Genomic DNA, 22,017 nt, shown 5'->3' with positions numbered 1-22,017 from the left:
CGGGCGGTTAACAAATCCGGGAAACTACTCGGGCAGTGCTGAGTTTTCTCGCATTTTCGCATTTCACCGTGCGGCATTTAACGGGACGGAAGGGATTGTTGGGCCGCGCTTTCGATAACCTATGACAGAAAAGGCCGGCATCGCTGCCGGCCTTCCCGTCGTTTGTTGTTATTTGACGCCTGCGGATCAGTAGCGGGCCGCGAGCGGAGCGCCCCAGTTGAAGCGGTAGTTCACGCCAGCCTTGAAGGTGTGGTCGTCGGTGGTGAAGCTGCCGGTCGGCACCAGCGCGGCGGGCGCCGTGAAGGTAGCGCTGCCGAAATTGTAGTACTGATACTCGGCCTTGGCCGACCAGTTCGGCGCGAACATGTATTCGAGTCCGCCGCCGACGGTCCAGCCGTTGCGATGGTCGCCATTGGTCGCGAAGCCGACCGGCGTGCCGGCGAACGTCACCTTCTCGTTGTTGTCGGAATAGGCGTAGCCGCCCTTCACGTAGAGCAGGCCCGGACCCCAGGTATAGCCGAAGCGGCCGGTGATCGAGCCGAGGCCGCGCTGGCTGTTGGTGTAGACGAGGCCGCCGGGGAAGGCGGCGCCGACGCTGCCGCTCAGCCAGCTGTACTGGCCCTCGGCGCCGATCACCCAGGTCGGTGCGAACTGCCAGTCGGCGCCGACCTGCAAGCCGCCCAGGAAGCGGCCGTTGGAGTTGTTGCCGGTGGCGAGGCCGGAGAAGTTGTTGTCGCTGGAGAACGCGCCGCCGAGATGGGCGCCGAGATAGAAGCCGGTCCAGTTGTAGATCGGGGCGGCGTAAGCCGGCGGCGCCTTGGTGGCGTAGGGATAGGTCCGGGCGCCGAGATCGGCGGCGACAGCGGACTGGGCCGAAGCCAGCGCGGCGACGGCAACGGTTGCGAACAGGATCTTCTTCATGGCGGGTCTCCGATACTCAACTAACAAGGCTCGCGCATCGCGCGCCGTCGATGGATCGGAGATAGATCGCTTTTGAATAAAATGCTGTCACTCCCGCAGCACACCGGCCTCCAACCCGACCTTCTCCGGGCAAAGGTTCTGGCGTAGTTAGCAATACACTAACGAAGGCTGAACCGGGAGTTAACGCCGGACTCCTTTGTGCCGCCGCGGCACAACCGGTTAAGGCGCGTTAAGAGCTCGATGCAGAGCCGCGACTGCGTCGCGCAGCTGCTCGCGATGAACGATGTCGTCCTTGGGCATCGAAGCGATGCCGGCGGCGAGCTCGTGCAGAATCGCGGCGAGCAGTCCGAAGTTCAGGTGCATATGGATCGACTTGCGGACGTCCTCTGGGCCGGGCCGCTCCAGGGTCAATGCCAGGCCGGATGATTCGAGATGGGCTTCGAACCGCGAGGAATGCTCGAACGTGCCGGCATAGAACTTGTCGGGATATTCGAGCGCGATCTCAGCCTTGTCCGGGATGGGTTTCGACATGGTGGCTCCTGAAGCGACGATCCGTAAATGTTCGCAGATCCGCCTCCCGCCGCCTTGCGCCAGGTCATAGTGGGAGGAGCGCCTGCATCCTCTGCCGAAGCGGGTTGGACCGCATTTCTACGGGGGCGGAAATTTACCTTCCCTGAGAAAAGGTTGTGCACGCTGATCAAATTAACGACTCGATGCCGGTCGTTCCGGACGGACCAGCTCCATGCAAGCGAGCGGAGAGGGCTCCGGCGGGGCGACGGCGGGTGCAGTCCACCCTCCAGCGAATGTGCCGCCGACATGAAGATGCGTCTCTCCATTTCCACGTTCATTGCGGCTTTTGGCCTTGTGCTCGCACTCGGCTTCGGTGCGGTCGTGCTGACCAGCGCCTATGCGCTGCGCGAGCTCAAGGTCGGCGGGCCCCTCTACGACAAGATCAAGCTCGGCAATGATCTGGTGGCCGACATCCTGCCGCCGCCTGAATATGTGCTCGAGGCCTATCTCGAGGCGACCCTCGCACTCCGGACGCCGAACGATCTCGACACGCACGTCACGAAGCTGGCGCAACTGAAGAAGGACTATGAGGATCGCAAGACGTTCTGGACCGGCTCGGCGCTGCAGCCTGATCTGAAATCGCTGCTGGTCGAACGATCGGACGGCGAGGTCCGGAAATTCTGGCAGGCCCTGGAGGCCGAGTTGATCCCGGCGCTGCGCTCCGGCGACATGGCGAAGGCCGATGCCGCCTATGCCCGGCTGGCCGAAGCCTACGCCGCCCACCGCGCGGTGATCGATACGCTGGTCGACAAGGCGAACAAGCTGAATTCGGACATGGAGGCGACGGCGGCGACCCAGGATCGCAGCATCTCCATCATTGTGTGGACCGTGTCCGGCATCGTTCTGGCTCTGGTCGTCGCCGGCATGTCGGGGCTGGTGATCGGCGTCGTCCGTCCGCTGTCGCGCATGACCGGGCTGATGCGGCGGATCGCCGAGGGCGATCTGTCGGCCGACATTTCCTATTCGGAACGCGGCGACGAGATCGGCGCGATGGCGGGCGCGCTGAGCATCTTCAAGACCAACGCGCTCGAGAACGCGAGCCTCCGCGACAGGCAGGAGCGCGATCGTGCGGCCGCCGAGGAGCATAAGAAGCGCGCCATGCTCGACATGGCCGACGTGATCGAGCGCGAGACCGAGACGTCCGTCGAAGCTGCGGCCGGCGCATCGCGCCAGGTCGAGGCCGTCGCCGCAGGCCTCTCGAAACTGGCCGAGGAGCTGTCGACCGATGCGCAATCGGTGGCCGCAGCCTCGGAGAAGTCGCTCTCCAATGCCCAGACGGTCTCGTCGGCAGCCGAGCAACTGAGCTCGGCGATCCGCGAGATCTCGAGCCAAGTGGCGCGCGCCAGCACGATCACCAAATCGGCGGTGACCGAGCGCGAGAAGGCGAAGAACACGATGCTCTCCTTGTCCACGGCCGTGGACAAGATCGCCGAGGTCTCCAACCTGATCGGCGGCATTGCCGAGCAGACCAACCTCTTGGCGCTCAATGCCACCATCGAGGCCGCGCGCGCCGGCGATGCCGGCCGCGGCTTTGCCGTGGTTGCGGCCGAGGTCAAGTCGCTGTCGGATCAGACCGCCAAATCGACCGAGGAGATCTCGCGCCTGATCGGCGAGGTGCAGACCACCACGCAGGCGACCGTCGACGTCGTCGAAGGCATCGGCAGCCAGATTTCCGAGATCGACGAGGTCGCAGCCTCGATCGCCGCGGCGATGGAGGAGCAGCACGCGGCGACCCAGGAGATCAGCCGCTCGGTCCAGTCATCGGCCAGCGCGGCGCGCGACGTGTCGTCCAAGATCGGCAATGTCGGCAGGGACGCCGGCATGGTCAATGATCGGGCCGCCGAGGTGCGCAACGCCATCGGCTCCGTGGCAACGGGCCTGACCTCGCTCCGTGCCACGCTGGTGAAGGCCGTCAGGACGGCGACCGCCGAAGCCGATCGCCGTCAGTCGCCGCGGTTGAAGTCGAGCCTGTCGATCAAGGTCGTCGACGATCGCAGGGGCGCGGTGAAGGCCGATCTGGTGGACATTTCCGAAGGCGGCGCCTGGTTCCGGTTCGACCCCGAGCCGGGCATCGGCGATCGCGGCGTCATGGAATTCAGCGGCTTCGACGGCAGCGTGCCGTATCGGGTTCGCGCCCGTGAAAAGGACGCGCTGCATGTCGAGTTCGACCCCGGCCAAAATCGCGAGGCGTTCCTGGCATGGTTCAGGCGGACCTTCGCACGGCAGGCGGCCTAGACGGAGCGAGGTCGCTTGCCTCCGCTCTCGGTCAGGAGAACGGAGGCATTGCTTCGAACGGGCTTCGTCAACGCGCCAATGTCATTGGCGCGAGACCAGATCGCTGATCCGCACCGGAAAGCGCCTGATCCGAATGCCGGTCGCGTGCGCCACCGCGTTGGCGACCGCCCCGGCAGAGCCGGTGATGCCGATCTCGCCGACGCCCTTGACGCCGAGCGGGTTGACGAACGGATCGTGCTCCTCGACCGTGAAGGCCTCGATCGCCGGAACGTCGGCATTCACCGGCACATGATACTCGCCGAGATTGGCATTCATGATCCGCCCGGTGCGGCGATCGGTGACCGCCTCCTCGTGCAGCGCCAGCGAGATGCCCCAGATCATGCCGCCGACGAGCTGGCTCTTCACCAGCTTCGGATTGATGATCCGCCCCGCCGCGAACGCGCCGACCATGCGGGTCACCCTGACCTGGCCGAGATCGGGATCGACCTTCACCTCGGCAAAGACAGCGCCATGTGAATGCATCGCATATTGCTCGTTGGCCGCAGGGTCCGGCATGCCGCTGCCGGAGCCCTCGACCTGGTCGAGGCCGGCGCGGGCGAGGATGTCGGCGTAGTTCTCGCCGCGGCCCTCGTCGTCGCGCCGAAGCAGCCGACCGTTGCGCGCGATCACGCCGGCGTTGCCGGCGCCGAACAGCGGCGAGCGCTGGTCTGATGTCGCGAGCTCGGCGAGCCTGGCGATGACGGCGGCGCCCGCATTGTGGATCGCAGTGCCGACCGTCGCCGTATGTGCCGAGCCGCCGGCGATGCCGGCATCCGGCAGGTCGGAGGTGCCGGCCTTGAACGTCACCCGGTCCAGTTCGAGCGCGAGCGAGTCTGCCGCGATCTGTGCGAAGGCGGTCAAGGCGCCCTGGCCCATGTCGTGCGCGCCGCTCTCGACGACGCCGGTGCCGTCGCGCCGGATCACCGCGCGGGCCTGGCCCGCGAACATCAGCGCATGGAACGTCGCCGTGCCCATGCCCCAGCCGACCAGGAAGCCGTCCTTGTCGCGCATCATCCGCGGCTTCAGCGGCCGCTCCCACCAGCCGAACCGCTCGGCGCCTTGCGTGTAGCACTCGCGCAGCGCCTTGGATGAGAACGGTTTGCCCGTGGCCGGCTCGACCTCGGCGTAGTTCTTGACCCGGAAGGCGAGCGGATCGAGGCCGCAGGCTTCCGCCATTTCGTCGACGGCGCTCTCCAGCGCGATCGATCCCGGCGCGATTCCGGGGGCGCGCACGAACAGCGGCGTGCCCGTGTCCATGCGTACCGCGTCATAGGTCGTCGCGATGGCCGGCGCGGCATAGAGCGTGTGCGTCACATGCGCCGCCGCTTCGTAGAAGTCCTCGAAGCTGGAGGTTGCGATCCTCGCGTGGTGACGGATCGCCGACAATTGTCCGGTGCTGCTGGCGCCGAGCTGCAGCGTCTGCCGGGTCGGCGAGCGATGGCCGAACGGGCCGTAGAGCTGCTCGCGCCGCGCCACCAGCTTCACCGGGCGGCCGACCATCCTGGCGGCGAGAATGCCGAGGACCTGCGGCCCGGCCATCAGGCCCTTGCCGCCGAAGCCGCCGCCGAGATAGGGGCTGCGGATCAGGATGTTCTCAGGCGCGATGCCGAACAGCTCGGCAAGGCGGCCGCGCATCATCACCAGGCCCTGGGTCGGCGTGTCGATGATGAGCCTGTCGCCCTGCCACTCGGCGACGATCGCGTGCGGCTCCATTGCGTTGTGATAATGCGGCGGGGTCTCGTAGATCGCGGTGATCTGCTTGTCGCTGCCCGCCAGCGCGGCCTCGACATCGCCGTGATGGCTCTCGGCGGGAAAACCCATGCCGACGACAGGCGGCACATAGGCGTCGGCGGCATCGAGACCGATGCGGGCCGGCTCGGCCTCGTAGCGCGGCGACAGCAGCGCGGCGCCCTCGGTCGCGGCTTCCAGGCTTTCGGCAATGACCAGCGCGACCGGCTGGTTGGCGTAGCGCACACGGTCGTTCTGCAGCGCCTCGAAGCGGAATGCGAACGGGTTCGGCTTGCCGTCGGGATCGGCGTGCAGCGGCGGCCGGTTGGCGGAGGTCATCACCTCGACCACGCCGGGATGCGCCTTGGCGGCTTCGACGTCGAGCGCGACGACGCGGCCGCGCGCGATGCTGGAGACGGCGAGCACGGCATAGAGCAGGCCGGGCGGATTGTTGTCGGCGGCATAGCGCGCCGTGCCGGTGACCTTGGCACGGCCATCGACGCGCGACAGCGGCTGGCCGATGTTGGAGCCGTGTCTGACATGGGCGGGATCGCGGGAGAGATTGAGCTCAGGCGTCATGAAGTGCTCCTGGAACGGCGGAGAAGGGAGAGGCCGGCAGCGCCGGCACGCGCGACGGCGTGCCTTGCGCAGCGGCGGCAAGCGCGCGCATGATCAGGCTGCGCGCGAGAGGGATCTTGTGGGCGTTGTCGCCGGATGGCTTTGCATCGCGCAGCGCGATGTCGGCAGCCTGCTGGAATGTGTGCGGCATAGCCGGCTGGCCTGCGAGCAGCGCTTCGGCCTGGTGGGCGCGCCACGGCTTGGCAGCGACGCCGCCGAGCGCCAGACGTGCGTGCTTGATCGCGCCGTTCTCGATCACGAGACCGGCCGCGGCGGAGACGACGGCGAACGCATAGGAATTGCGCTCGCGCACCTTCAGATAGCGCGCGTGCCTTGCGAACGCCCGCGCCGCCGCGGGCAGCCGGACCGCGACGATCATCTCGCCCGGCGCGAGCACGGTCTCGCGCTCCGGCGTGGTGCCGGGCAGGAGATGCAGCGCCTCCAGTGCGACCTCGCGCCGGCCGGAGCCGCCTTCGATCTCGACGATCGCATCGAGCGCGGCGAGCGGCACGCAGAAGTCCGAGGGGTTGGTGGCGATGCAGGCCTCGCTCCAGCCGAGCACGGCGTGCTGATGGGTGTCGCCCCCGCGCGCGTCGCAGCCTGCGCCGGGCGCGCGTTTGTTGCAGGCCGAGGCCGGATCATAGAAATACGCGCAGCGTGTCCGCTGCAGCAGATTGCCGCCGACGGTGGCCGCATTGCGCAACTGTGCCGAGGCGCCCGACAGCAGCGCTTCGGCGACCGCCGGGAAATCGCGCGCGAAGGCCGCGTCATGCGCAAGGTCCGCATTGCGGACCAGCGCGCCGATCCGGACGTCGCCATTGCCTGAAGTCTCGATCCGCGTCAGCTCCTTGATCTGCGAGATGTCGACCAGCCGCGCCGGCCGGACGACATTGCCCTTCATCAGATCGAGCAGGTTGGTGCCCGAAGCGAGATAGGCCGCGCCGGGCGCGCTGGCCGCTGCGACCGCCTCCGCGACCGTCGACGGCTTCACATAGTCGAACCGGTTCATGCCGCGCGCTCCTTGTCCTCGGCGAGCGTCGCCTGGGCGTCGAGCACCGCCTCGACGATGCCGACATAGGCGCTGCAGCGGCACAGATTGCCGCTCATGCCTTCGCGCACGCGCTCCGGATCGCCGCCGGCGTGACCTTCGTTGATGAGCCCGACCGCGCTCATGATCTGGCCGGGCGTGCAGAAGCCGCATTGCAGGGCATCGTGGGCGATGAAGGCTTCCTGCACCGGGTGCAGCCGGTCGCCTTGCGCGAGTCCTTCGATGGTGGTGATCGCCGCGCCGTCGAGGCTGATGGCCAGCGTCAGGCAGGAATTGATGCGGCGGCCGTCGACCAGGACGGTGCAGGCGCCGCACTGGCCGCGGTCGCAGCCCTTCTTGGTGCCGGTGAGGTGGAGGCGCTCGCGCAGCAGGTCGAGCAGGGTGACCCTGGGGTCGTCGAGCGCAAGCGTTCGCGGCTCACCGTTGACGGTGAGTCTGACAGTCCAATTCATGCGTTGTTCCGATCGAAGCGATGGCCTAATCGGATCGCAGCGGACACCGCCTTACGGGCGAATGTCCGTCCAGATCCAGCGACCGCGGGACGACAGCTGAGGAAGGTTGGCTGTCCCGGGTGGCAGGTCTATTTATACGGAGGGTTCCTCCGTTTAGCAAGGGGACATGAACGGTCCGTCATCAAGAGCTGGTGAGATGGAGACGAAACCACAAGACCGCCATCGCAAGCCGCGCGCCGATGCGCAGCGCAACCGCGAGCGCGTGCTCGAGGCGGCCAAGGCGGTGTTCAGCGTCGGCGGCGCCGAGGCCAGCCTGGAGGCGGTGGCGCGCCAGGCCGGCGTCGGCATCGGCACGCTGTATCGCCATTTCCCCACCCGCGAGGATCTGTTCGAAGCGGTGTACCGGCGCGAGGTCGAGCAACTCGCCGAGCTTGCGGAAGAGCTGAAGAGCGAGCAGTCGGCGGTCGAGGCGCTCCGCCGCTGGCTGCGCTCGACGGTGCAGTTCGTCGCCACCAAGAAGGGCATGATGGCCGCGCTCGCGATCGTCATGAACGCGAACTCTGAGCTCGCGGCCTATTCGCACGGCCACCTCACCCGCTCGATCGGCGCGCTGCTGGCGCGTGCCGTCGCGGCCGGCGAGATCCGCAGCGACATCAGCGCCGACGACGTCCTGCGCGCGCTGATCGGCATGTGCTACATGCACGACCAGACCGGCTGGCAGCAGAGCGTGCTGCGGCTGTTGGATGTGTTCGTGGATGGGTTGCGGGTGGGGAAGGGGCGGGCGTGAGATTGCCTCGCGCTGCGTATTAGCCGCTCATTGACTTGCCCGGGCCGACACGTCCGACGGCACTCTCGTCCGGGCGATACTCCGTAGATCCGGATGCTCCCTCCATCGTCATTCCGGGGCGCGCGAAGCGCGAGCCCGGAATCCATAACCACGTTCTGTTGCTGAAATTCGCAGTGCCTCTGTACGGCCCTCTCGCTCCACAACCAAGACCTGTGAGTATGGATTCCGGGCTCATTCGCTGCGCGAATGCCCCGGAATGACGAAGTTGGCGTGGGGTGATGCTATGAAACCGGCGTCCCGCAGGCGGCGCAGAATTTCGCGCGGGGTGTTCTCAACGGCTTTCCACACGACGTGCACGCCGGACCGAAATCACTTCGTCGATGGTGCCAGATCGCAAGGGCATTCGTCTCGTCAAAGCCGGTCAGTTCACGGTAGCGCTGCAGCACGCCCGCTTTGCTATCGACCGCAGCGGTGGCTTGCCCGAGAGTACATTCATTCAACCGCCGGTAGTCTTTGATGTCGTCGATCCGTTTCCTCAGGAGAGGCTCGATCTCCACCCACTCCTTCTCATCGAGCATGGGCACCTCGATGCCACAACGCCAGCAATATACTGTGATGGCCATCTCACCCCCGCAACCACTCCATCAGCGCCTGCGCCGTTTCCTCCGGCTGCTCGGGCTGCGGCAGGTGGCCGCAATTCTCCAGCACGACAAGCCAGCTGCCGTCGATGCCGACGGCCATCTCCTTCGACAGGCTGTTCGGGATGGTGTTGTCGGTGTCGCCGGTGAGCACCAGGGTCGGGCAGCGGATCGCGGTCAGTGTCGGCCGCGAGTCCGGACGCGACATGATCGCCGTCAGCTGCCGGATGAAGCCGATGACGCCGACCTCCTCGGCCATGTCGTGCACGAGCTGGCGCAGCCGCGGATCATCCTGGCGCGACGGATGCACGAAGCCCGAGAACAGCTCGTCGACCACGCCGTGATAGTCGCCCTCCTTGGCGCGGGTGATCATGGTGCGGCGGCGGGCGCTCGCCTCCGGCGTGTCGGGCCGCGCCTGGGTGTTGATCAGCGCCAGCCGACCCACGCGTTCCGGCGCCTGGCGCATGATCTCGAGCGCGATGTAGCCGCCCATCGAATGTCCCGCGAGCGCGAAGCGCGGCGGCGCCTCGGCCAGGATGCGGCGCGCGATCGCGGCCATGCTGTCATCGCGGATGTGGTTGGCCACCATCACCGGCCCGAGCCGCCACAGCGCCGGGATGACAGGCGCATAGATGCGGGGCGACGAGATCAGGCCAGGCACCAGCACGAGCGGCAGCGCATCAGTCATGGGTCTTCCCCCCGGAAACGGCATTCACCTGCAGGTCCGGGTGTTGTCCGCCCGGCATGCCATTTACGCGCGAGAAGCGGCCGATGTCCAACGATGTGCTGCGGCTCGCGCCCGCCGCCCCAGGCCGACAACCTCGTCCCCAGCCGAGTCCTGGCTCCTCCTGCGCCTCTTCGCGGCAGCGGGGGGGCCGGTCGGATGATCGCGGTGATCGGGTTGCCCGCGATGCTGCTTGGGCCGCGGCGCCTTCGGCTTTCGTGATTGCGGCGCCATTCGCGGCAATCTGGTGGCGTCGTCCGCAATTCGCGCGTGAGATCGGAGATCGAACTACTTCCGCTCCGGATCATGCCACCATCGCATGCAGCGCGATGATACCTGGACGGACCATCAATCGTGGCAAACAGGGTCGGGCGTCACGATAATATCACGTAATGGGCGTGGGCCGCGGCGTCGCAAGGCCTGCGACCACAACGATTAGTTCGCGCGACCGGTAACTTCACGTGGCCGGCGATGGCCGGCTCTCTCGTGCTGCTGCGGAGATAAGTTGGTAGCACCGCGCTGTCGGTGATGACATCGGAACGAGTGTCGCGCGAAGTCCGGCTCTCACGAGAACGGCGAGTGCGCCGATCCGCGATGCAGCGAGGGGCGGGACGACGTGCTCGATCAGCGGCGCGACGATGCCTCCCGGCGATGTCGCTGCCGGATGGAGCAGCGGCGCTCGTGGCCGCGAGTTCGATGCGAAGGTTGCGGTGGCGTGACCTGATGCGCGAGCGAGAGCCAGCGCGCGCCGGCGGCCGAGGCCTCTCCCCGACGATCAGACGAGCAGAGGCTGCGCCGTCGCCGCGAGCTTCTTCAGCAGCGGCAGGAAGCGCTCCTTCATCTCGTCGACGCCGATGCGATCGACGTGGCCGCCGATGTTGGCGGCGGCGATGATGCCGCCGTCATATCGGCGAATCGGCACTGAAATCGAGCGGAAACCCTGCTCCGCCTCACCGTCGACGAGCGAGTAACCGTCGTCGCGGACGGCGATGATCGACGCGAGCAATGCTTCCTTGTCGGTGATCGTCTGCGGCGTCATCTCGGTCAGCGTCATGCGCTCGACGGCCTGGCGCAACTGATCGTCCGGCATCCGGCTCAGCAACACGCGGCCGACCGACGTGCAGAACGCCGGCAGCCGATAGCCGATTTCGAGCCCGGTCGAGAACATCCGCGTCGAGGTCGCGCGCGCGATGAAGACGACCGACTCGCCGTCGAGGACGGCGAGCGAGCAGACCTCGCGCGCCTCGCCGGCCATGCTGTCCATCAACGGCTGCATCACGCTGTTGATCTGGTTGGAGGCGAGATAGCTGGAGGCCAGCAGCAGCACGCGCGGCGTCAGCGAGAACAGCCGGTCGTCGCCATGGACGAAGCCGGAGGCCTTCAGGGTCAGCAGAATCCGTCGCACCGTGGCGCGGGCGAGGCCGGTGAGTTCCGCGGCCTTGCTCAGCGTCATCGGCCGGCCCTCGCGGCTGAAGGCTTGTATCACCCGCAGGCCGCGATCGAGCGCTTCCACGAACTCGGGACCGTCGCCCCGAGCCTGCTTCTTCTCCTCATCAGTGCGCTTCAGTTTCGGCATCGGCCTGACATGATCCGCTGTTGTTGTTTTCGGCCGCAGTGAAGCTGCAGTCCGTTGGCCCCTCGGCTTCGGTTGTAGCTTTTTCACTTGCGCTTCTCCCCACTTAAAGCGAATCTAATCTGGGCGAACATGTGTTCGTCTAGCGAACATTATTAGATGATCGCGTGACGCTCAACGCCCGACTTGCGACGGAACAGGAGAGACGGCCATCATGATGAGCCAGGAGCAGAACGACCTGATCACGCGCGTCGGACCCGGCGCGCCCGCCGGTAAACTAATGAGGATGTACTGGCAGCCGGCCGCGCTGGTCCATGAGCTCGCGGGCGAGCGGCCAGTGCGCGCGGTGAAGCTGCTCGGTCAGGACTTCGTGCTCTTCAAGGATGCGCAGGGCCGCTACGGACTACTTGATCGCGATTGTCCGCATCGCGGCGCAGATCTCGCCTTCGGACGGCTGGAGAACGGCGGGTTGCGTTGCGCCTTCCATGGCTGGCTGTTCGACGCCGACGGCAATTGTCTGGAGACGCCGGCCGAACCGGCGGGCTCGCCGCTGTGCAAGAACGTCAAGCAGCGCGCCTATCCCGTGGTCGAGAAGGGCGGCATCCTCTGGGCCTGGCTGGGCGAGGGCGCCGCCCCGGCGTTCCCGGATCTCGACTGCTTCACCGCGCCAGACGCCTACACCTTCGCCTTCAAGGGCCTGATCGAGTGCAACTGGCTGCAAGCGCTGGAGGTCGGCATCGACCCCGCGCACGCCTCGTTCCTGCACCGCTTCTTCGAGGACGAGGATACGTCGACCGCCTATGGCAAGCAGTTCCGCGGCGCCTCCGCCGACAGCGAGCTGCCGATGACCAAGGTGCTGCGCGAATACGATCGTCCGATCATCAATGTCGAGGGGACCGAATACGGCCTGCGCATCATCGCGCTGCGTGAGATCGATGCCGAACGCACCCACGTGCGCGTCACCAATCAGCTGTTCCCGCATGCCTTCGTGATTCCGATGAGCACGGAGATGACGATCACGCAGTGGCACGTGCCGGTCGATGACGAGAGCTGCTATTGGTACGCGATCTTCACCAGCTATGGCGTGCCGGTCGACCGGGCGAAGATGCGGGCGCAGCGGCTCGAGCTCTATGAGCTGCCCGACTATCGCTCGCGCAAGAACAAGAGCAACGACTACGGCTTCGATCCACGGGAGCAGGCGACCGCGACCTACACCGGCATGGGCAACGACATCAACGTGCACGACCAGTGGGCGGTGGAGTCGATGGGCCGGATCCAGGACCGCACCCGCGAGCATCTGGGCCAATCCGACAAGGCGATCATCCAATATCGCCGGCTGCTGCGCGAGCAGATCGAGAAGGTCGCGAGCGGCGAGCCGCCGATGCTGTTCCTCGATGCCGCCGAGGCCCGCAGCGTGCAGGGCCCGGCGACGATGGACGGCATCGGTCCGACGCGCGGCTGGGAGACCTATTGGATGGAAGTCGACGTCCGCCGCCGCCGCAACGCCCCCTGGGCCCCGCCGGTGCCCGCGGATATCGTGCGGCGGGCCCCGCATCTGAGCGCGGCGGAGTAGCTCCTTTGCTCCGAGTTGCCGTAGGGTGGGCAAGGCCGGCGGAACGGCGCAGCGTGCCGTCCGACGGCGCGCCCACCATTCACGCGCACCGTCAAGGCGGTGGGCGCGTCGCGTTCGCAGTGTCCACTGGCGCAACAGCGGAGGCAGCGCCGCGAGCGCGCCTTTGCCCGTCCTACGATTCGAGGAGCCATCGTTGAGTTTCGTCGACAAGCATCAGTTGTGGAGCGTCGAGCAGGCCGAGGCCGCAATGCGCATGCGCCGCCTCGCCGAGGAGCACGGCCTCACCACCATCCGCTTCTCGTTCCCGGACCAGCATGGCATTCTGCGCGGCAAGACACTCACTGTCGATGCTGCTCTGTCCTCGCTCGAGGACGGCTGCTCGATCACAACGACCCTGCTCGCCAAGGACACCTCGCATCGCACCGTGTTTCCGGTGTTCACCGCCGGCGGCGGCTTCGGCATGGCCGAGATGCAGGGCGGTAGCGATGCACTGATGGTCGCCGATCCGACCACGTTCCGTGTCCTGCCCTGGGCGTCCGGCACCGGCTGGGTGCTCTGTGATCTGTACTTCGCCAACGGTGCGCCCGTCCCGTTCGCCACGCGCAATCTCTATCGGTCGGCATTGGCGACGCTCGAACAGCGTGGCTATCAGTTCATGGCCGGCCTCGAGGTCGAGTGCCACATCTTCAAGGTCGAGGATCCCAGGCTCGCGCCCGGTGATGCCGGCTCGCCCGGTCAGCCCGGCGTGCCGCCGACGGTCAGCCTGCTGACCCAGGGCTATCAATATCTCACCGAGCAGCGCTTCGATCAGATGGAGCCGGCGCTCGAGATCATCCGTGCGAACCTCGTCGCGCTGGGCCTGCCGTTGCGCTCGATCGAGCTCGAATACGGGCCGAGCCAGTGCGAATTCGTGCTGCAGCCGGGCACCGGGCTGGCGCCTGCGGATACGATGGTGCTGTTCCGCAGTGCCGTGAAGCAGATTTGCCAGCGCCACGGCTATCACGCCACCTTCATGTGCCGGCCGCGCATTCCCAACGTGATGTCGTCGGGCTGGCATCTGCACCAGTCGCTGGTGGCGCGCGACGGCAGCAACGCCTTCATGACGGAGGACGCCGAAGGTCTGTCCGCGCTCGGCCGCCACTACATGGCGGGTCTGCTCGCGCATGCGCGCGCCTCCGCGCTGTTTTCGACGCCGACGATCAACGGCTACCGGCGCTACCGCGCCTATTCGCTGGCGCCGGACCGCGCGATCTGGGGCCGCGACAACAGAGGCGTCATGATCCGCGTGCTCGGCGGCCCCGGCGATCGCGCCACCCGGCTGGAGAACCGCATCGGCGAGCCGGCCGCCAATCCCTATCTCTACATGGCCTCGCAGATATCAGCCGGCCTCGACGGCATCGACCGCAAGCTCGATCCGGGACCGTCGGCGGATGTGCCCTATGAGACCAAGGCGAGCCTGCTGCCGAAATCGTTGCGCGAGGCGGTGGATGCGCTGAAGGACGACGCGTTCTTCCGCGAGGCGTTCGGTTCGACCTTCATCGACTACTACACCTTCATCAAGAACGCCGAGCTCGAGCGCTTCCAGCAGGAGGTCTCCGACTGGGAGCAGCGCGAATATTTCGAGATGTTCTGACGGCGCGGTGGCCCCTCACACGCTGCGCGTCAGCCCGCCGTCGACGCGGATGTTCTGGCCGGTGATGTAGGCGGCACCCTCGGAGGCCAGGAAGGCGATGGTCGCGGCGATCTCCTCGGACTTGCCGTAGCGGCCCATCGGCACCGTCTTACGGCGCTCCTCCGTCGCCGGCAGGCTGTCGATCCAGCCCGGCAGCACGTTGTTCATGCGGATGTTGTCGGCCGCGTAGGTGTCGGTGAAGATCTTGGTGAAGGATGCGAGCCCGGCGCGGAACACCGCCGAGGTCGGGAACATCGAAGACGGTTCGAAGGTCCAGGCGGTCGAGATGTTGATGATCGCGCCGCCCTTATGCGCCTGCATGATCGGCGTCACCAGGCGTGTCGGGCGGATGACGTTCAGCAGGTAGGTATCGAGGCCCGTGTGCCACTGCTCGTCGGTCAGCTCCAGGATCGGCGCTCGCGGGCCGTGGCCGGCGCTGTTGACGAGCACATCGATGCGGCCCCAGCGGTCCATCGCGCCGTCGACGAGGCGTTTCAGATCGTCGCTGGACGTGTTGGAGCCGGTGATGCCGAGGCCGCCGAGCTCGGCCGCCAGCGCCTCGCCCTTGCCCGACGACGACAGGATCGCGACGTGGAATCCATCAGCGGCAAGCCGGCGCGCGGCCGCTGCGCCCATGCCGCTGCCGCCCGCGGTGACCAGTGCGACACGTTGTGTGGCCATGACGATGACTCCTGCCTTTCACGGATGACGACGGCGATCATGTAGCGCCGTTCTCCCGGTGGCGTCGAGCAAAACACAGGAACGCGCCGGTCGCCATGACGGCGAGCGACAGATCATCAACAAGCCGTATCGGCACCGATCTGATCCGGCGCGTTGCTTGACCGGCGGCTGCAACGCGCCGAAAATCGGAAACAGGCCGGTGCAACGGGAACGCGCCACCGCGTGGATCCGTTCAGACCGGACAGCAGGGAGGCACGATGCGCCACGTGACGACGCAGACACCGGCCGATACGCCGGCCGTTCAGGTTCGCGGCGCGTCGCGCGAGCCCGGCGTGGTCGCGGCGAGCGCCTATGCCGATGGCCGCCGCGTCGCCGACGTCGCGATCGAGGAGGCCGGCGCCTGGAGCAGGCGGCCGGGCCATGTGGTGTGGATCGGGCTGCACGAGCCGGATGCGGCGCTGCTGCAGCGCGTCGCGGATCAGTTCGGGCTGCACGAGCTCGCGATCGAGGATGCGTCGAAGGCGCATCAGCAGCCCAAGGTCGAGCGCTACGGCGACGCGCTGTTCGTCGTCGCCCGCACCGCGCAGCTCGTCAAGGAGCACATCGTGTTCGGCGAGACCCACATCTTTGTCGGCCCCGGCTTCGTGGTCTCGGTGCGCCACGGCGCCTCGACCTCCTATGGCGCGGTGCGCGAGCGCTGCGAGAGCTGTCCGGGCTCGCTCGCCAAGGGCGAGGACTACATCCTCTATGCGATCCTCGATTTCATCGTCGACAACTACCGGCCGGTGACCGAGAGCATCATGGCCGAGGTCGAGACGCTGGAGGAGGTGGTGCTGCAGCGGCCGCTCGCGCGCCACGAGGTCGACCTTCTGTATCGCCTGCGGCGCGACTTGCTGCGGCTGCGCCGCGCCGTCGGCCCCGTGGTCGACGTCTGCAAGCGGCTCGAGCATGTCGACAACGTCGCGATCGACGCCGAGATGGCGCCGCTGTTTCGCGACGTCCTCGACCACGCCAAGCGCGCCGAGGAGGATGCGGATTCCTTGCGCGAGATCCTCGCCTTCGTGTTCGAGGCCAGCATGATGGCCGGCCAGGCGCAGCAGACCGACATCGCCCGTCGACTCACGGCCTGGGCGGCGATCCTCGCGGTGCCGACGGCCGTCGCCGGCATCTACGGCATGAACTTCGAGCACATGCCGGAGCTGAAATGGCAATACGGCTACTACGCCGTGCTGGGCTTCATCGCCACCGTGTGCAGCGTGCTGTACTGGCAGTTCCACCGGCGCGGATGGCTGTGAGGGGAGGGGCCGTCGGTCCCTGCTCGCGAAGCGGGTTCAGCCACTTGCGAACGGCGCGAAGGCGTTGCTCCAAATCTCCTGCGCCCAAGCGAGGCGCGGTGCCAGGGCGCTGAGTGCGGTGGCGCCGCGACCGCCGGGCACGACGTGGCGCGTGTGGCATCGAAATCGTTTGCCGTTGAGGAGGCAAGGCGTGCCATGGCGCAGCGGTCATGCCGCGGCGGATCGCCCCTGGTGCGCGGACCACCACGCGGCGATCGCGTCCGTCAGTTCGTCCCAGGTCGCGGTCGGCAGGTCGGGCACGGCGACGCGCACGCTGTAGCGATCCGTGGTGGCGTCGTGAAACCATTCCGTCGCAGCGAAATCGAAGCCGAAGCTGCCGGCGTGGCGGATCGGCAGCCCGGCGCGCCGGAGATCGTCGCTCATGGCGGTTGCGGCTTGCCGCGCGGTGGCCTCGTCGAGCGGCGCGCGGCCGGCGAGCGTGACGTAGAGCCCGTGCGCGAAGTCGAGCTCCGCGGTCAGGCCGTGCAGCGCGGTCGCGAATTGACGCCGCGCGCGCCGGCTGTTGCGCAGGATGGCGGCGACGCGCCGCGCGGTCAGTTCGCGATAGGCGGGCAGGCCGACATAAGGCGGGAAATGCGCCGGCAGCGCCGCGCCGCCGAGCAGCCTGACGGCATTGCGCGTCTCGTCCGGCAGCGTCTGAAGCACAACGCGGCCCGCGGCGGCGGCCTTGCTCCAATCGATGAAGGCGACCGAGCCGAGCCGGCCGTATTCGGCGCCGAGCGAGTCGAGCTTGGTGTGGCTGCGCACCATCACGACCGGCACGTCCCAGCGTCGCGCCCAGGCCAGCACGCGGCGAACGCGGCCGGAGCCGTTGGCAAAGCAGGTGGTGTCGAAGATCAGGAGATCGATCACTGGGCGGTCGCAATTCAGTACGGCTTCGAAGCGCGGCGCGGTCGCGCTGGAATCGATCAGCAGCAGCCGCGGCGCGGGCGAGGGCTGCGCCAGCGCGGCGGCAAGGTCACGGGTCAGCGTCACCGGGCGCAGATGCCGCGCATGCGCCGCGACCAGCTCCTGCGTCTCGCCATAGGAGCCCGGCAGCATCAGCAGGTCCGCCGTACCGAGAACGGGCCGCGTCGCCAGCAGCAGTGCCGCGATCGCCGCCATGCCGGAGATGGTGTAGATGGTGTCATGACGGCTTTCGCCCGCCGCATAGAACGACGGCCCGCGCACGTCGAGATCGGCGCGCTGATAGTCGTAGCTGAAGGCGAACGGGCCGGCGCGATGATCGTCCGCATCCGCCCAAGCCGTCTCGGTCGCGGTCCAGTCGCTGAGCGCGTGCTCGGCCTTCAGCGCGGCCGCGAGCTGAAACTTGCGCCGGACGACCTCCATCACGGAGCGCGGCGCCGGCAGCGCATGCGGTCGCCGCAGGCAGCAATTCAGGAGCCGCAGCTCCTGATGCTTGCGGGCGAGATAGGCTTCGATCGTCTCCATCGGGCTCTTCATGGGTGATGCTGGCGGCCGGGATGCAACGCGCAGGGATTGCGATGGGTCCAACGGAGTGCGGCAATGCCGCGCGGTTTGCTGTAGTCTGGCCGGACAAGGAGGAGATGAATGGGCAGGGAACTCGAAGGCAAGGTGGCGGCGGTCACCGGGGCGGCGTCGGGCATCGGCCTCGCCAGCAGCGCGGCGATGCTGGCCGCCGGCGCGCGCGTCGTCATGATCGATCGCGACGCCGCGGCGCTGGCGAGCCTGCGCGAGCGGCACGGCGAGGCCGTGATCCCCGTGGTCATCGACCTGCTCGATCCCACGGATTGCGCCACCCTGCTGCCGCGCGTCCTCGATGCGGCCGGCCGGCTCGACATCCTTCACGCCAATGCCGGCAGCTATCTCGGCGGCGATCTCGTCGACGCCAGGACGGACGCGATCGACCGCATGCTGAACCTCAACGTCAACGTCGTCATGAAGAACGTGCGCGACGTGCTCCCGCACATGATCGCGCGCGGCTCCGGCGACATCATCGTCACCAGCTCGCTCGCCGCGCATTACCCGACGCCGTGGGAGCCGGTCTATGCGTCGTCGAAATGGGCGATCGACTGCTTCGTGCAGACGGTGCGCCGCCAGGTCTTCAAGCACGGCATCCGCGTCGGCGCGATCTCGCCAGGCCCGGTGGTCACCGCGCTGATCGCCGACTGGCCGGCCGAGAAGCTGAAGGAGGCGCGCGAGTCCGGCAGCCTGCTGGAGCCCTCAGAGGTCGCCGAGGTGATCATGTTCATGCTGACCCGTCCGCGCGGCATGACCATCCGCGACGTCGTGATGCTGCCGACGAATTTTGATCTGTAGGGACATCCAAATTTTCATGAGCTGGAATCAGCCCCAAGTGATCGCCGCGCGCCAGGACATCCTTCAAGTGGCGCGGGATGTCCTGTCCGGCGCCGTGTCTCCGATCGAGGGTGCGCGAAGCATCGCAAGGCTTCGCTTCACCGCGCGGCTCGAGACCGATGTCGACATTCTTCCCCTGGTTGGAATCGACTCCGAAACGGACGCGCTCCCGCTTGGCCGCGATCGCGAGCACTGGCAGGCGCAAGCGCTGATCGACCTGCAGGGGGCGATCGATGACGCGCAGCGCTGGGCGCGCGACGTGGCAGACAGCCGTTGCCGAAGCCTTCTGGCTCGCTCGGACAGTCTGTTGCGCTGGCCGGGTTGACGGCCGTTCCAGGCTGCCGCCTTCACAGCGTCCGCGTATGACGATGAGTCCGGGAAACTACGGGGGCCGAATTAAGCGCAACCTTAATCATAAGGAACCTAGCGTGAGCCCGCGCAATCCGGGGGCAATAATGAAGATCGGCCGACTTTTTGCAATTTCCATGCTGTCGGTGACGGCTTTGGCCGTCCTGCCTGCTGCTCAAGTCGTGATCGAGCAGGTCAGGGCTGTCAGCCACAAGGCCGAGGCGATCAAGACGGTCGAGGCGTTCGGCGCCGTGCTGCTCTACGCGCAGGACGTGGTCGGCCATCGCGCCCCCTACATCACGCCGATCTTCCAGGATACTCCCGCCACGCCCGCGCAGCTCGAAGGCGTGCGCAAGATCAGGCAGTCCGCCGACGCATCCTTCGCCAGGGCGCGCGCGCAGCTGGCGAACGTCTCCAACAGCGAGGCGATCACGCGCAGCCTGGACCAGGCCTCGTCCAAGCTGAACGAGATCCTCGCCAAGGTGGACCCCGCGCTGACCGCGCCGCTGACCGCGCGCGATCCGGCCGTCATCAAGAGCTTTCTCCCCGGGGTCACCCAGGTCGCCCTGGCAATCGAGCCGATCCTGAACCAGCTGCAGAACCGCATCGCCAATGCCGACGCGTCGCTGACGACGCTGCTCGACGTCGCCCGCACCGCGCAGGACCTGCGCGTGACCGCCGGCGGCCGGGCTGCCGCGCTGTCGCCGGCGCTCAGCGCCCGCCGCGCCGTGGCACCGGCCGAGAAGGCGGCGATGGATCGCGCCCAGGGCCGCACCGAGGCCGATCGCGAGCGCCTGGATGCCGGCATCGACCAGCTCGGCAATCCGGAGCGGCTGCTGACGGCGTTCAAGGAGGCCCGTGACGCCTATTTCGGGCGCGCCGTTCCGATCGTCGACAAGGACATCGCAGCCGGGCTCGGCGATCTCAACTACGCACTCACCGCCGACAGCCTGGCCGAGGCGGTCGTCCCGGCCGTGCAGAAGTTCTTCGTCGTGCGCGACGCCGCGATCGCCGAGGCCCGCGAGCGTGCCGTCGCGGCGCGCGATGCGGCCTATCTGATGCTCGCGCTGGCGACGGCGGTGGTCGCGGCCCTCGCCGGCATTCTCGTGTTCGTCACCATGCTGCTGCGCCGCCGCGTGATCAACCCGATCGTGAACCTGACCGGCCTGATCGGCGAGATGGCGGCCGGCCACGACGACGTGGCGATCCCGACGATCAATCGCGACGACGAGATCGCCGCGATGACCGGCTCGCTGCAGACCTTCAAGGAGGCGCTGCTGGAGAAGAAGCGCGCCGAGCAGGCGGCCGCGGCCGACGCGCAGGCCAAGATCGAGCGCGGCCAGCGTGTCGAGCGCTTCACGCGCGAGTTCGAGATGGCGATCGGCGAGGTCGTCGGCGTCGTGTCATCAGCGTCGGCCGATCTGGAGCGCTCCGCCGCCACGCTGACGACGACCGCCGGCCGCTCGCTGGAGCTCGCCACCGTAGTGACCTCGGCCTCCGAGGAGGCCTCGACCAACGTGCATTCGGTCGCCGCGGCTGCCGAGGAGATGAGCTCGTCGGTCAACGAGATCAGCCGCCAGGTGCAGGACTCCGCGCGCATCGCCAACGAGGCGCTGGCGCAGGCGCGCAAGACCAATGACAACGTCGCGGAGCTTGCCAAGGCGGCGGCGCGGATCGGCGACGTCGTCGAGCTGATCAACGCGATCGCCGGCCAGACCAACCTGCTCGCGCTCAATGCCACCATCGAGGCCGCCCGCGCCGGCGAGGCCGGCCGCGGCTTCGCGGTGGTCGCCTCGGAGGTGAAGGCGCTGGCCGAGCAGACCGCCAAGGCGACGGGCGAGATCGGCCAGCAGATCGGCGGCATCCAGGCGGCCACCCAGGAGTCGGTCGGCTCGATCAAGGAGATCGGCGAAACCATCGCCCGGATGTCGGAGATCGCGTCCGCCATCGCTTCCGCCGTCGAGGAGCAGAGTTCGGCGACGCGCGAAATCTCGCGCAACGTCCAGCAGGCGGCGCACGGCACGCAGCAGGTGTCGGCGAACATCGCCAGCGTCCGGCATGGCGCCGACGAGACCGGCTCGGCCTCCTCGCAGGTGCTGTCCGCCGCGAAGTCGCTGTCCGGCCAGAGCAGCCGCCTCCGCGACGAGGTCAGCCGCTTCCTCGACTCGGTGCGCGCGGCGTGAGGGTGCATTATGCGTGGCCTCGACGAGGGCCGCGCATCGCCACCCGATCGCAGCAGCTATAGCCCGCATGAGCGCAAGCGACATGCGGGGCCAGCCCCCTCAGATATCGGTGCCGCTCATCCGGGCTACAGCTACTCAGATCTGCGCTGCTGCCGATGCTCCGCGATCGGACCGATCGCGCCCTTTGTTCTTCTCGGCTGCCCCGTTCTCCCGCGAACGCGGGAATCCATAACCCCAGGCGGATGTTAGCTTGCGAGACACGTTCAACTGAAGTGGACCCCACGCACGGGACCATGGATCGCCGAAAATTAAGGTGTGATCGCGCCTGCCCTGTCGTTCAAATCAAGCAGCTTCCTGCTGCTGCGTCTGGGCCTGCTGTGGGTATGTGGGCAACGCGTTTGCGTTGTCCAAGCGAAGCGGCATATCCACAGTCTGGGCCGCCTCGATCACATCCATGCCGGCGCGCCATACCGCCATGGGAGATCGTGTCCCCAAGCGTGGTGTAGCTGGCGGCCCACCGCGTTCGCCGGCTGGAGCCGGGCCTGTCAGCTGG

At 67.4% G+C, this 22,017-nt stretch carries 18 protein-coding genes; 8 read left to right on the top strand and 10 right to left on the bottom strand.

Annotation, left to right across the window (positions count from 1 at the left end):
- Nucleotides 1-186 precede the first annotated feature (186 nt).
- Nucleotides 187-921 carry a porin family protein gene (locus QW887_RS23105; RefSeq protein ID WP_315717895.1) on the bottom strand — a complete coding sequence of 245 codons (735 nt, stop codon included), beginning with the start codon at nucleotides 919-921 and terminating at the stop codon, nucleotides 187-189.
- A 219-nt stretch (nucleotides 922-1,140) separates the two neighbouring features.
- On the bottom strand, nucleotides 1,141-1,452 hold the full coding sequence (locus QW887_RS23100) for a hypothetical protein (protein WP_315717894.1): 312 nt from the start codon (nucleotides 1,450-1,452) through the stop codon (nucleotides 1,141-1,143).
- Nucleotides 1,453-1,737: 285 nt separating this feature from the next.
- Between QW887_RS23100 and QW887_RS23095 the strand changes: the two genes are divergently transcribed.
- On the top strand, nucleotides 1,738-3,726 hold the full coding sequence (locus tag QW887_RS23095) for a methyl-accepting chemotaxis protein (protein ID WP_316175657.1): 1,989 nt from the start codon (nucleotides 1,738-1,740) through the stop codon (nucleotides 3,724-3,726).
- Between the two features lie 81 nt (nucleotides 3,727-3,807).
- On the opposite strand, the gene QW887_RS23090 is transcribed toward QW887_RS23095, so the two are convergent.
- The 3 genes from QW887_RS23090 to QW887_RS23080 are packed head-to-tail and all read right to left on the bottom strand — an operon-like array spanning nucleotide 3,808 to nucleotide 7,611.
- Nucleotides 3,808-6,072 carry a xanthine dehydrogenase family protein molybdopterin-binding subunit gene (locus tag QW887_RS23090; protein ID WP_316175659.1) on the bottom strand — a complete coding sequence of 755 codons (2,265 nt, stop codon included), beginning with the start codon at nucleotides 6,070-6,072 and terminating at the stop codon, nucleotides 3,808-3,810.
- Nucleotides 6,062-7,120: a xanthine dehydrogenase family protein subunit M gene (locus QW887_RS23085; RefSeq protein WP_316175661.1), complete on the bottom strand. Its 1,059-nt coding sequence runs from the start codon at nucleotides 7,118-7,120 to the stop codon at nucleotides 6,062-6,064. The genes QW887_RS23090 and QW887_RS23085 overlap by 11 nt, the downstream gene beginning before the upstream one ends.
- Nucleotides 7,117-7,611 carry a (2Fe-2S)-binding protein gene (locus QW887_RS23080; RefSeq protein ID WP_316175663.1) on the bottom strand — a complete coding sequence of 165 codons (495 nt, stop codon included), beginning with the start codon at nucleotides 7,609-7,611 and terminating at the stop codon, nucleotides 7,117-7,119. The genes QW887_RS23085 and QW887_RS23080 overlap by 4 nt, the downstream gene beginning before the upstream one ends.
- 196 nt (nucleotides 7,612-7,807) lie before the next feature.
- On the opposite strand from QW887_RS23080, the gene QW887_RS23075 reads away from it, so the two are divergent.
- Nucleotides 7,808-8,398: a TetR/AcrR family transcriptional regulator gene (locus QW887_RS23075; RefSeq protein ID WP_315751324.1), complete on the top strand. Its 591-nt coding sequence runs from the start codon at nucleotides 7,808-7,810 to the stop codon at nucleotides 8,396-8,398.
- Nucleotides 8,399-8,679: 281 nt separating this feature from the next.
- Here QW887_RS23075 and QW887_RS23070 read toward each other — a convergent pair whose 3' ends face one another.
- The 3 genes from QW887_RS23070 to QW887_RS23060 all read right to left on the bottom strand — a co-directional run bounded on the left by QW887_RS23070 (nucleotide 8,680) and on the right by QW887_RS23060 (nucleotide 11,336).
- On the bottom strand, nucleotides 8,680-8,976 hold the full coding sequence (locus QW887_RS23070) for a zinc-ribbon domain-containing protein (RefSeq protein WP_315717888.1): 297 nt from the start codon (nucleotides 8,974-8,976) through the stop codon (nucleotides 8,680-8,682).
- A gap of 46 nt (nucleotides 8,977-9,022) precedes the next feature.
- Nucleotides 9,023-9,724, bottom strand: a complete 702-nt coding sequence (locus QW887_RS23065; protein ID WP_316175665.1) for an alpha/beta hydrolase — start codon at nucleotides 9,722-9,724, stop codon at nucleotides 9,023-9,025.
- An 811-nt stretch (nucleotides 9,725-10,535) separates the two neighbouring features.
- Nucleotides 10,536-11,336: an IclR family transcriptional regulator C-terminal domain-containing protein gene (locus tag QW887_RS23060; RefSeq protein WP_315751330.1), complete on the bottom strand. Its 801-nt coding sequence runs from the start codon at nucleotides 11,334-11,336 to the stop codon at nucleotides 10,536-10,538.
- 211 nt (nucleotides 11,337-11,547) lie between these two features.
- Between QW887_RS23060 and QW887_RS23055 the strand changes: the two genes are divergently transcribed.
- Both QW887_RS23055 and QW887_RS23050 read left to right on the top strand, forming a co-directional pair.
- The gene (locus QW887_RS23055; protein ID WP_316175667.1) at nucleotides 11,548-12,906 is read left to right on the top strand and encodes an aromatic ring-hydroxylating dioxygenase subunit alpha; all 1,359 of its coding nucleotides are present in this window, start codon (nucleotides 11,548-11,550) and stop codon (nucleotides 12,904-12,906) included.
- A gap of 193 nt (nucleotides 12,907-13,099) precedes the next feature.
- Nucleotides 13,100-14,539 (top strand): glutamine synthetase family protein, encoded by a 1,440-nt coding sequence (locus QW887_RS23050; RefSeq protein WP_316175668.1) that lies wholly within the window; start codon nucleotides 13,100-13,102, stop codon nucleotides 14,537-14,539.
- 15 nt (nucleotides 14,540-14,554) lie between these two features.
- Here QW887_RS23050 and QW887_RS23045 read toward each other — a convergent pair whose 3' ends face one another.
- Complete coding sequence (locus QW887_RS23045; protein ID WP_315717883.1) at nucleotides 14,555-15,259, bottom strand: SDR family oxidoreductase; 705 nt, start codon at nucleotides 15,257-15,259, stop codon at nucleotides 14,555-14,557.
- 257 nt (nucleotides 15,260-15,516) lie between these two features.
- Between QW887_RS23045 and QW887_RS23040 the strand changes: the two genes are divergently transcribed.
- Nucleotides 15,517-16,554, top strand: coding sequence for a magnesium and cobalt transport protein CorA (locus QW887_RS23040; RefSeq protein ID WP_315717882.1), 1,038 nt, complete (start codon nucleotides 15,517-15,519; stop codon nucleotides 16,552-16,554).
- Between the two features lie 207 nt (nucleotides 16,555-16,761).
- Here the strand turns inward: QW887_RS23040 and QW887_RS23035 are convergent, their stop codons facing one another.
- On the bottom strand, nucleotides 16,762-18,045 hold the full coding sequence (locus QW887_RS23035) for a hypothetical protein (protein ID WP_315717955.1): 1,284 nt from the start codon (nucleotides 18,043-18,045) through the stop codon (nucleotides 16,762-16,764).
- Nucleotides 18,046-18,165: 120 nt separating this feature from the next.
- Between QW887_RS23035 and QW887_RS23030 the strand changes: the two genes are divergently transcribed.
- The 3 genes from QW887_RS23030 (at nucleotide 18,166) to QW887_RS23020 (ending at nucleotide 21,464) form a co-directional block, all read left to right on the top strand.
- The gene (locus QW887_RS23030; protein ID WP_315717881.1) at nucleotides 18,166-18,894 is read left to right on the top strand and encodes an SDR family oxidoreductase; all 729 of its coding nucleotides are present in this window, start codon (nucleotides 18,166-18,168) and stop codon (nucleotides 18,892-18,894) included.
- 16 nt (nucleotides 18,895-18,910) lie between these two features.
- On the top strand, nucleotides 18,911-19,258 hold the full coding sequence (locus QW887_RS23025; RefSeq protein WP_315717880.1) for a hypothetical protein: 348 nt from the start codon (nucleotides 18,911-18,913) through the stop codon (nucleotides 19,256-19,258).
- Nucleotides 19,259-19,388: 130 nt separating this feature from the next.
- Entirely contained in the window at nucleotides 19,389-21,464 is a 2,076-nt protein-coding gene (locus QW887_RS23020) for a HAMP domain-containing methyl-accepting chemotaxis protein (RefSeq protein WP_315717879.1), read from the top strand.
- Nucleotides 21,465-22,017: the final 553 nt, after the last annotated feature.

This window comes from Bradyrhizobium sp. SZCCHNRI3052 (assembly GCF_032484895.1).
Lineage (GTDB): Bacteria > Pseudomonadota > Alphaproteobacteria > Rhizobiales > Xanthobacteraceae > Bradyrhizobium.
This window is presented reverse-complemented; position numbering and strand designations above follow the sequence as displayed.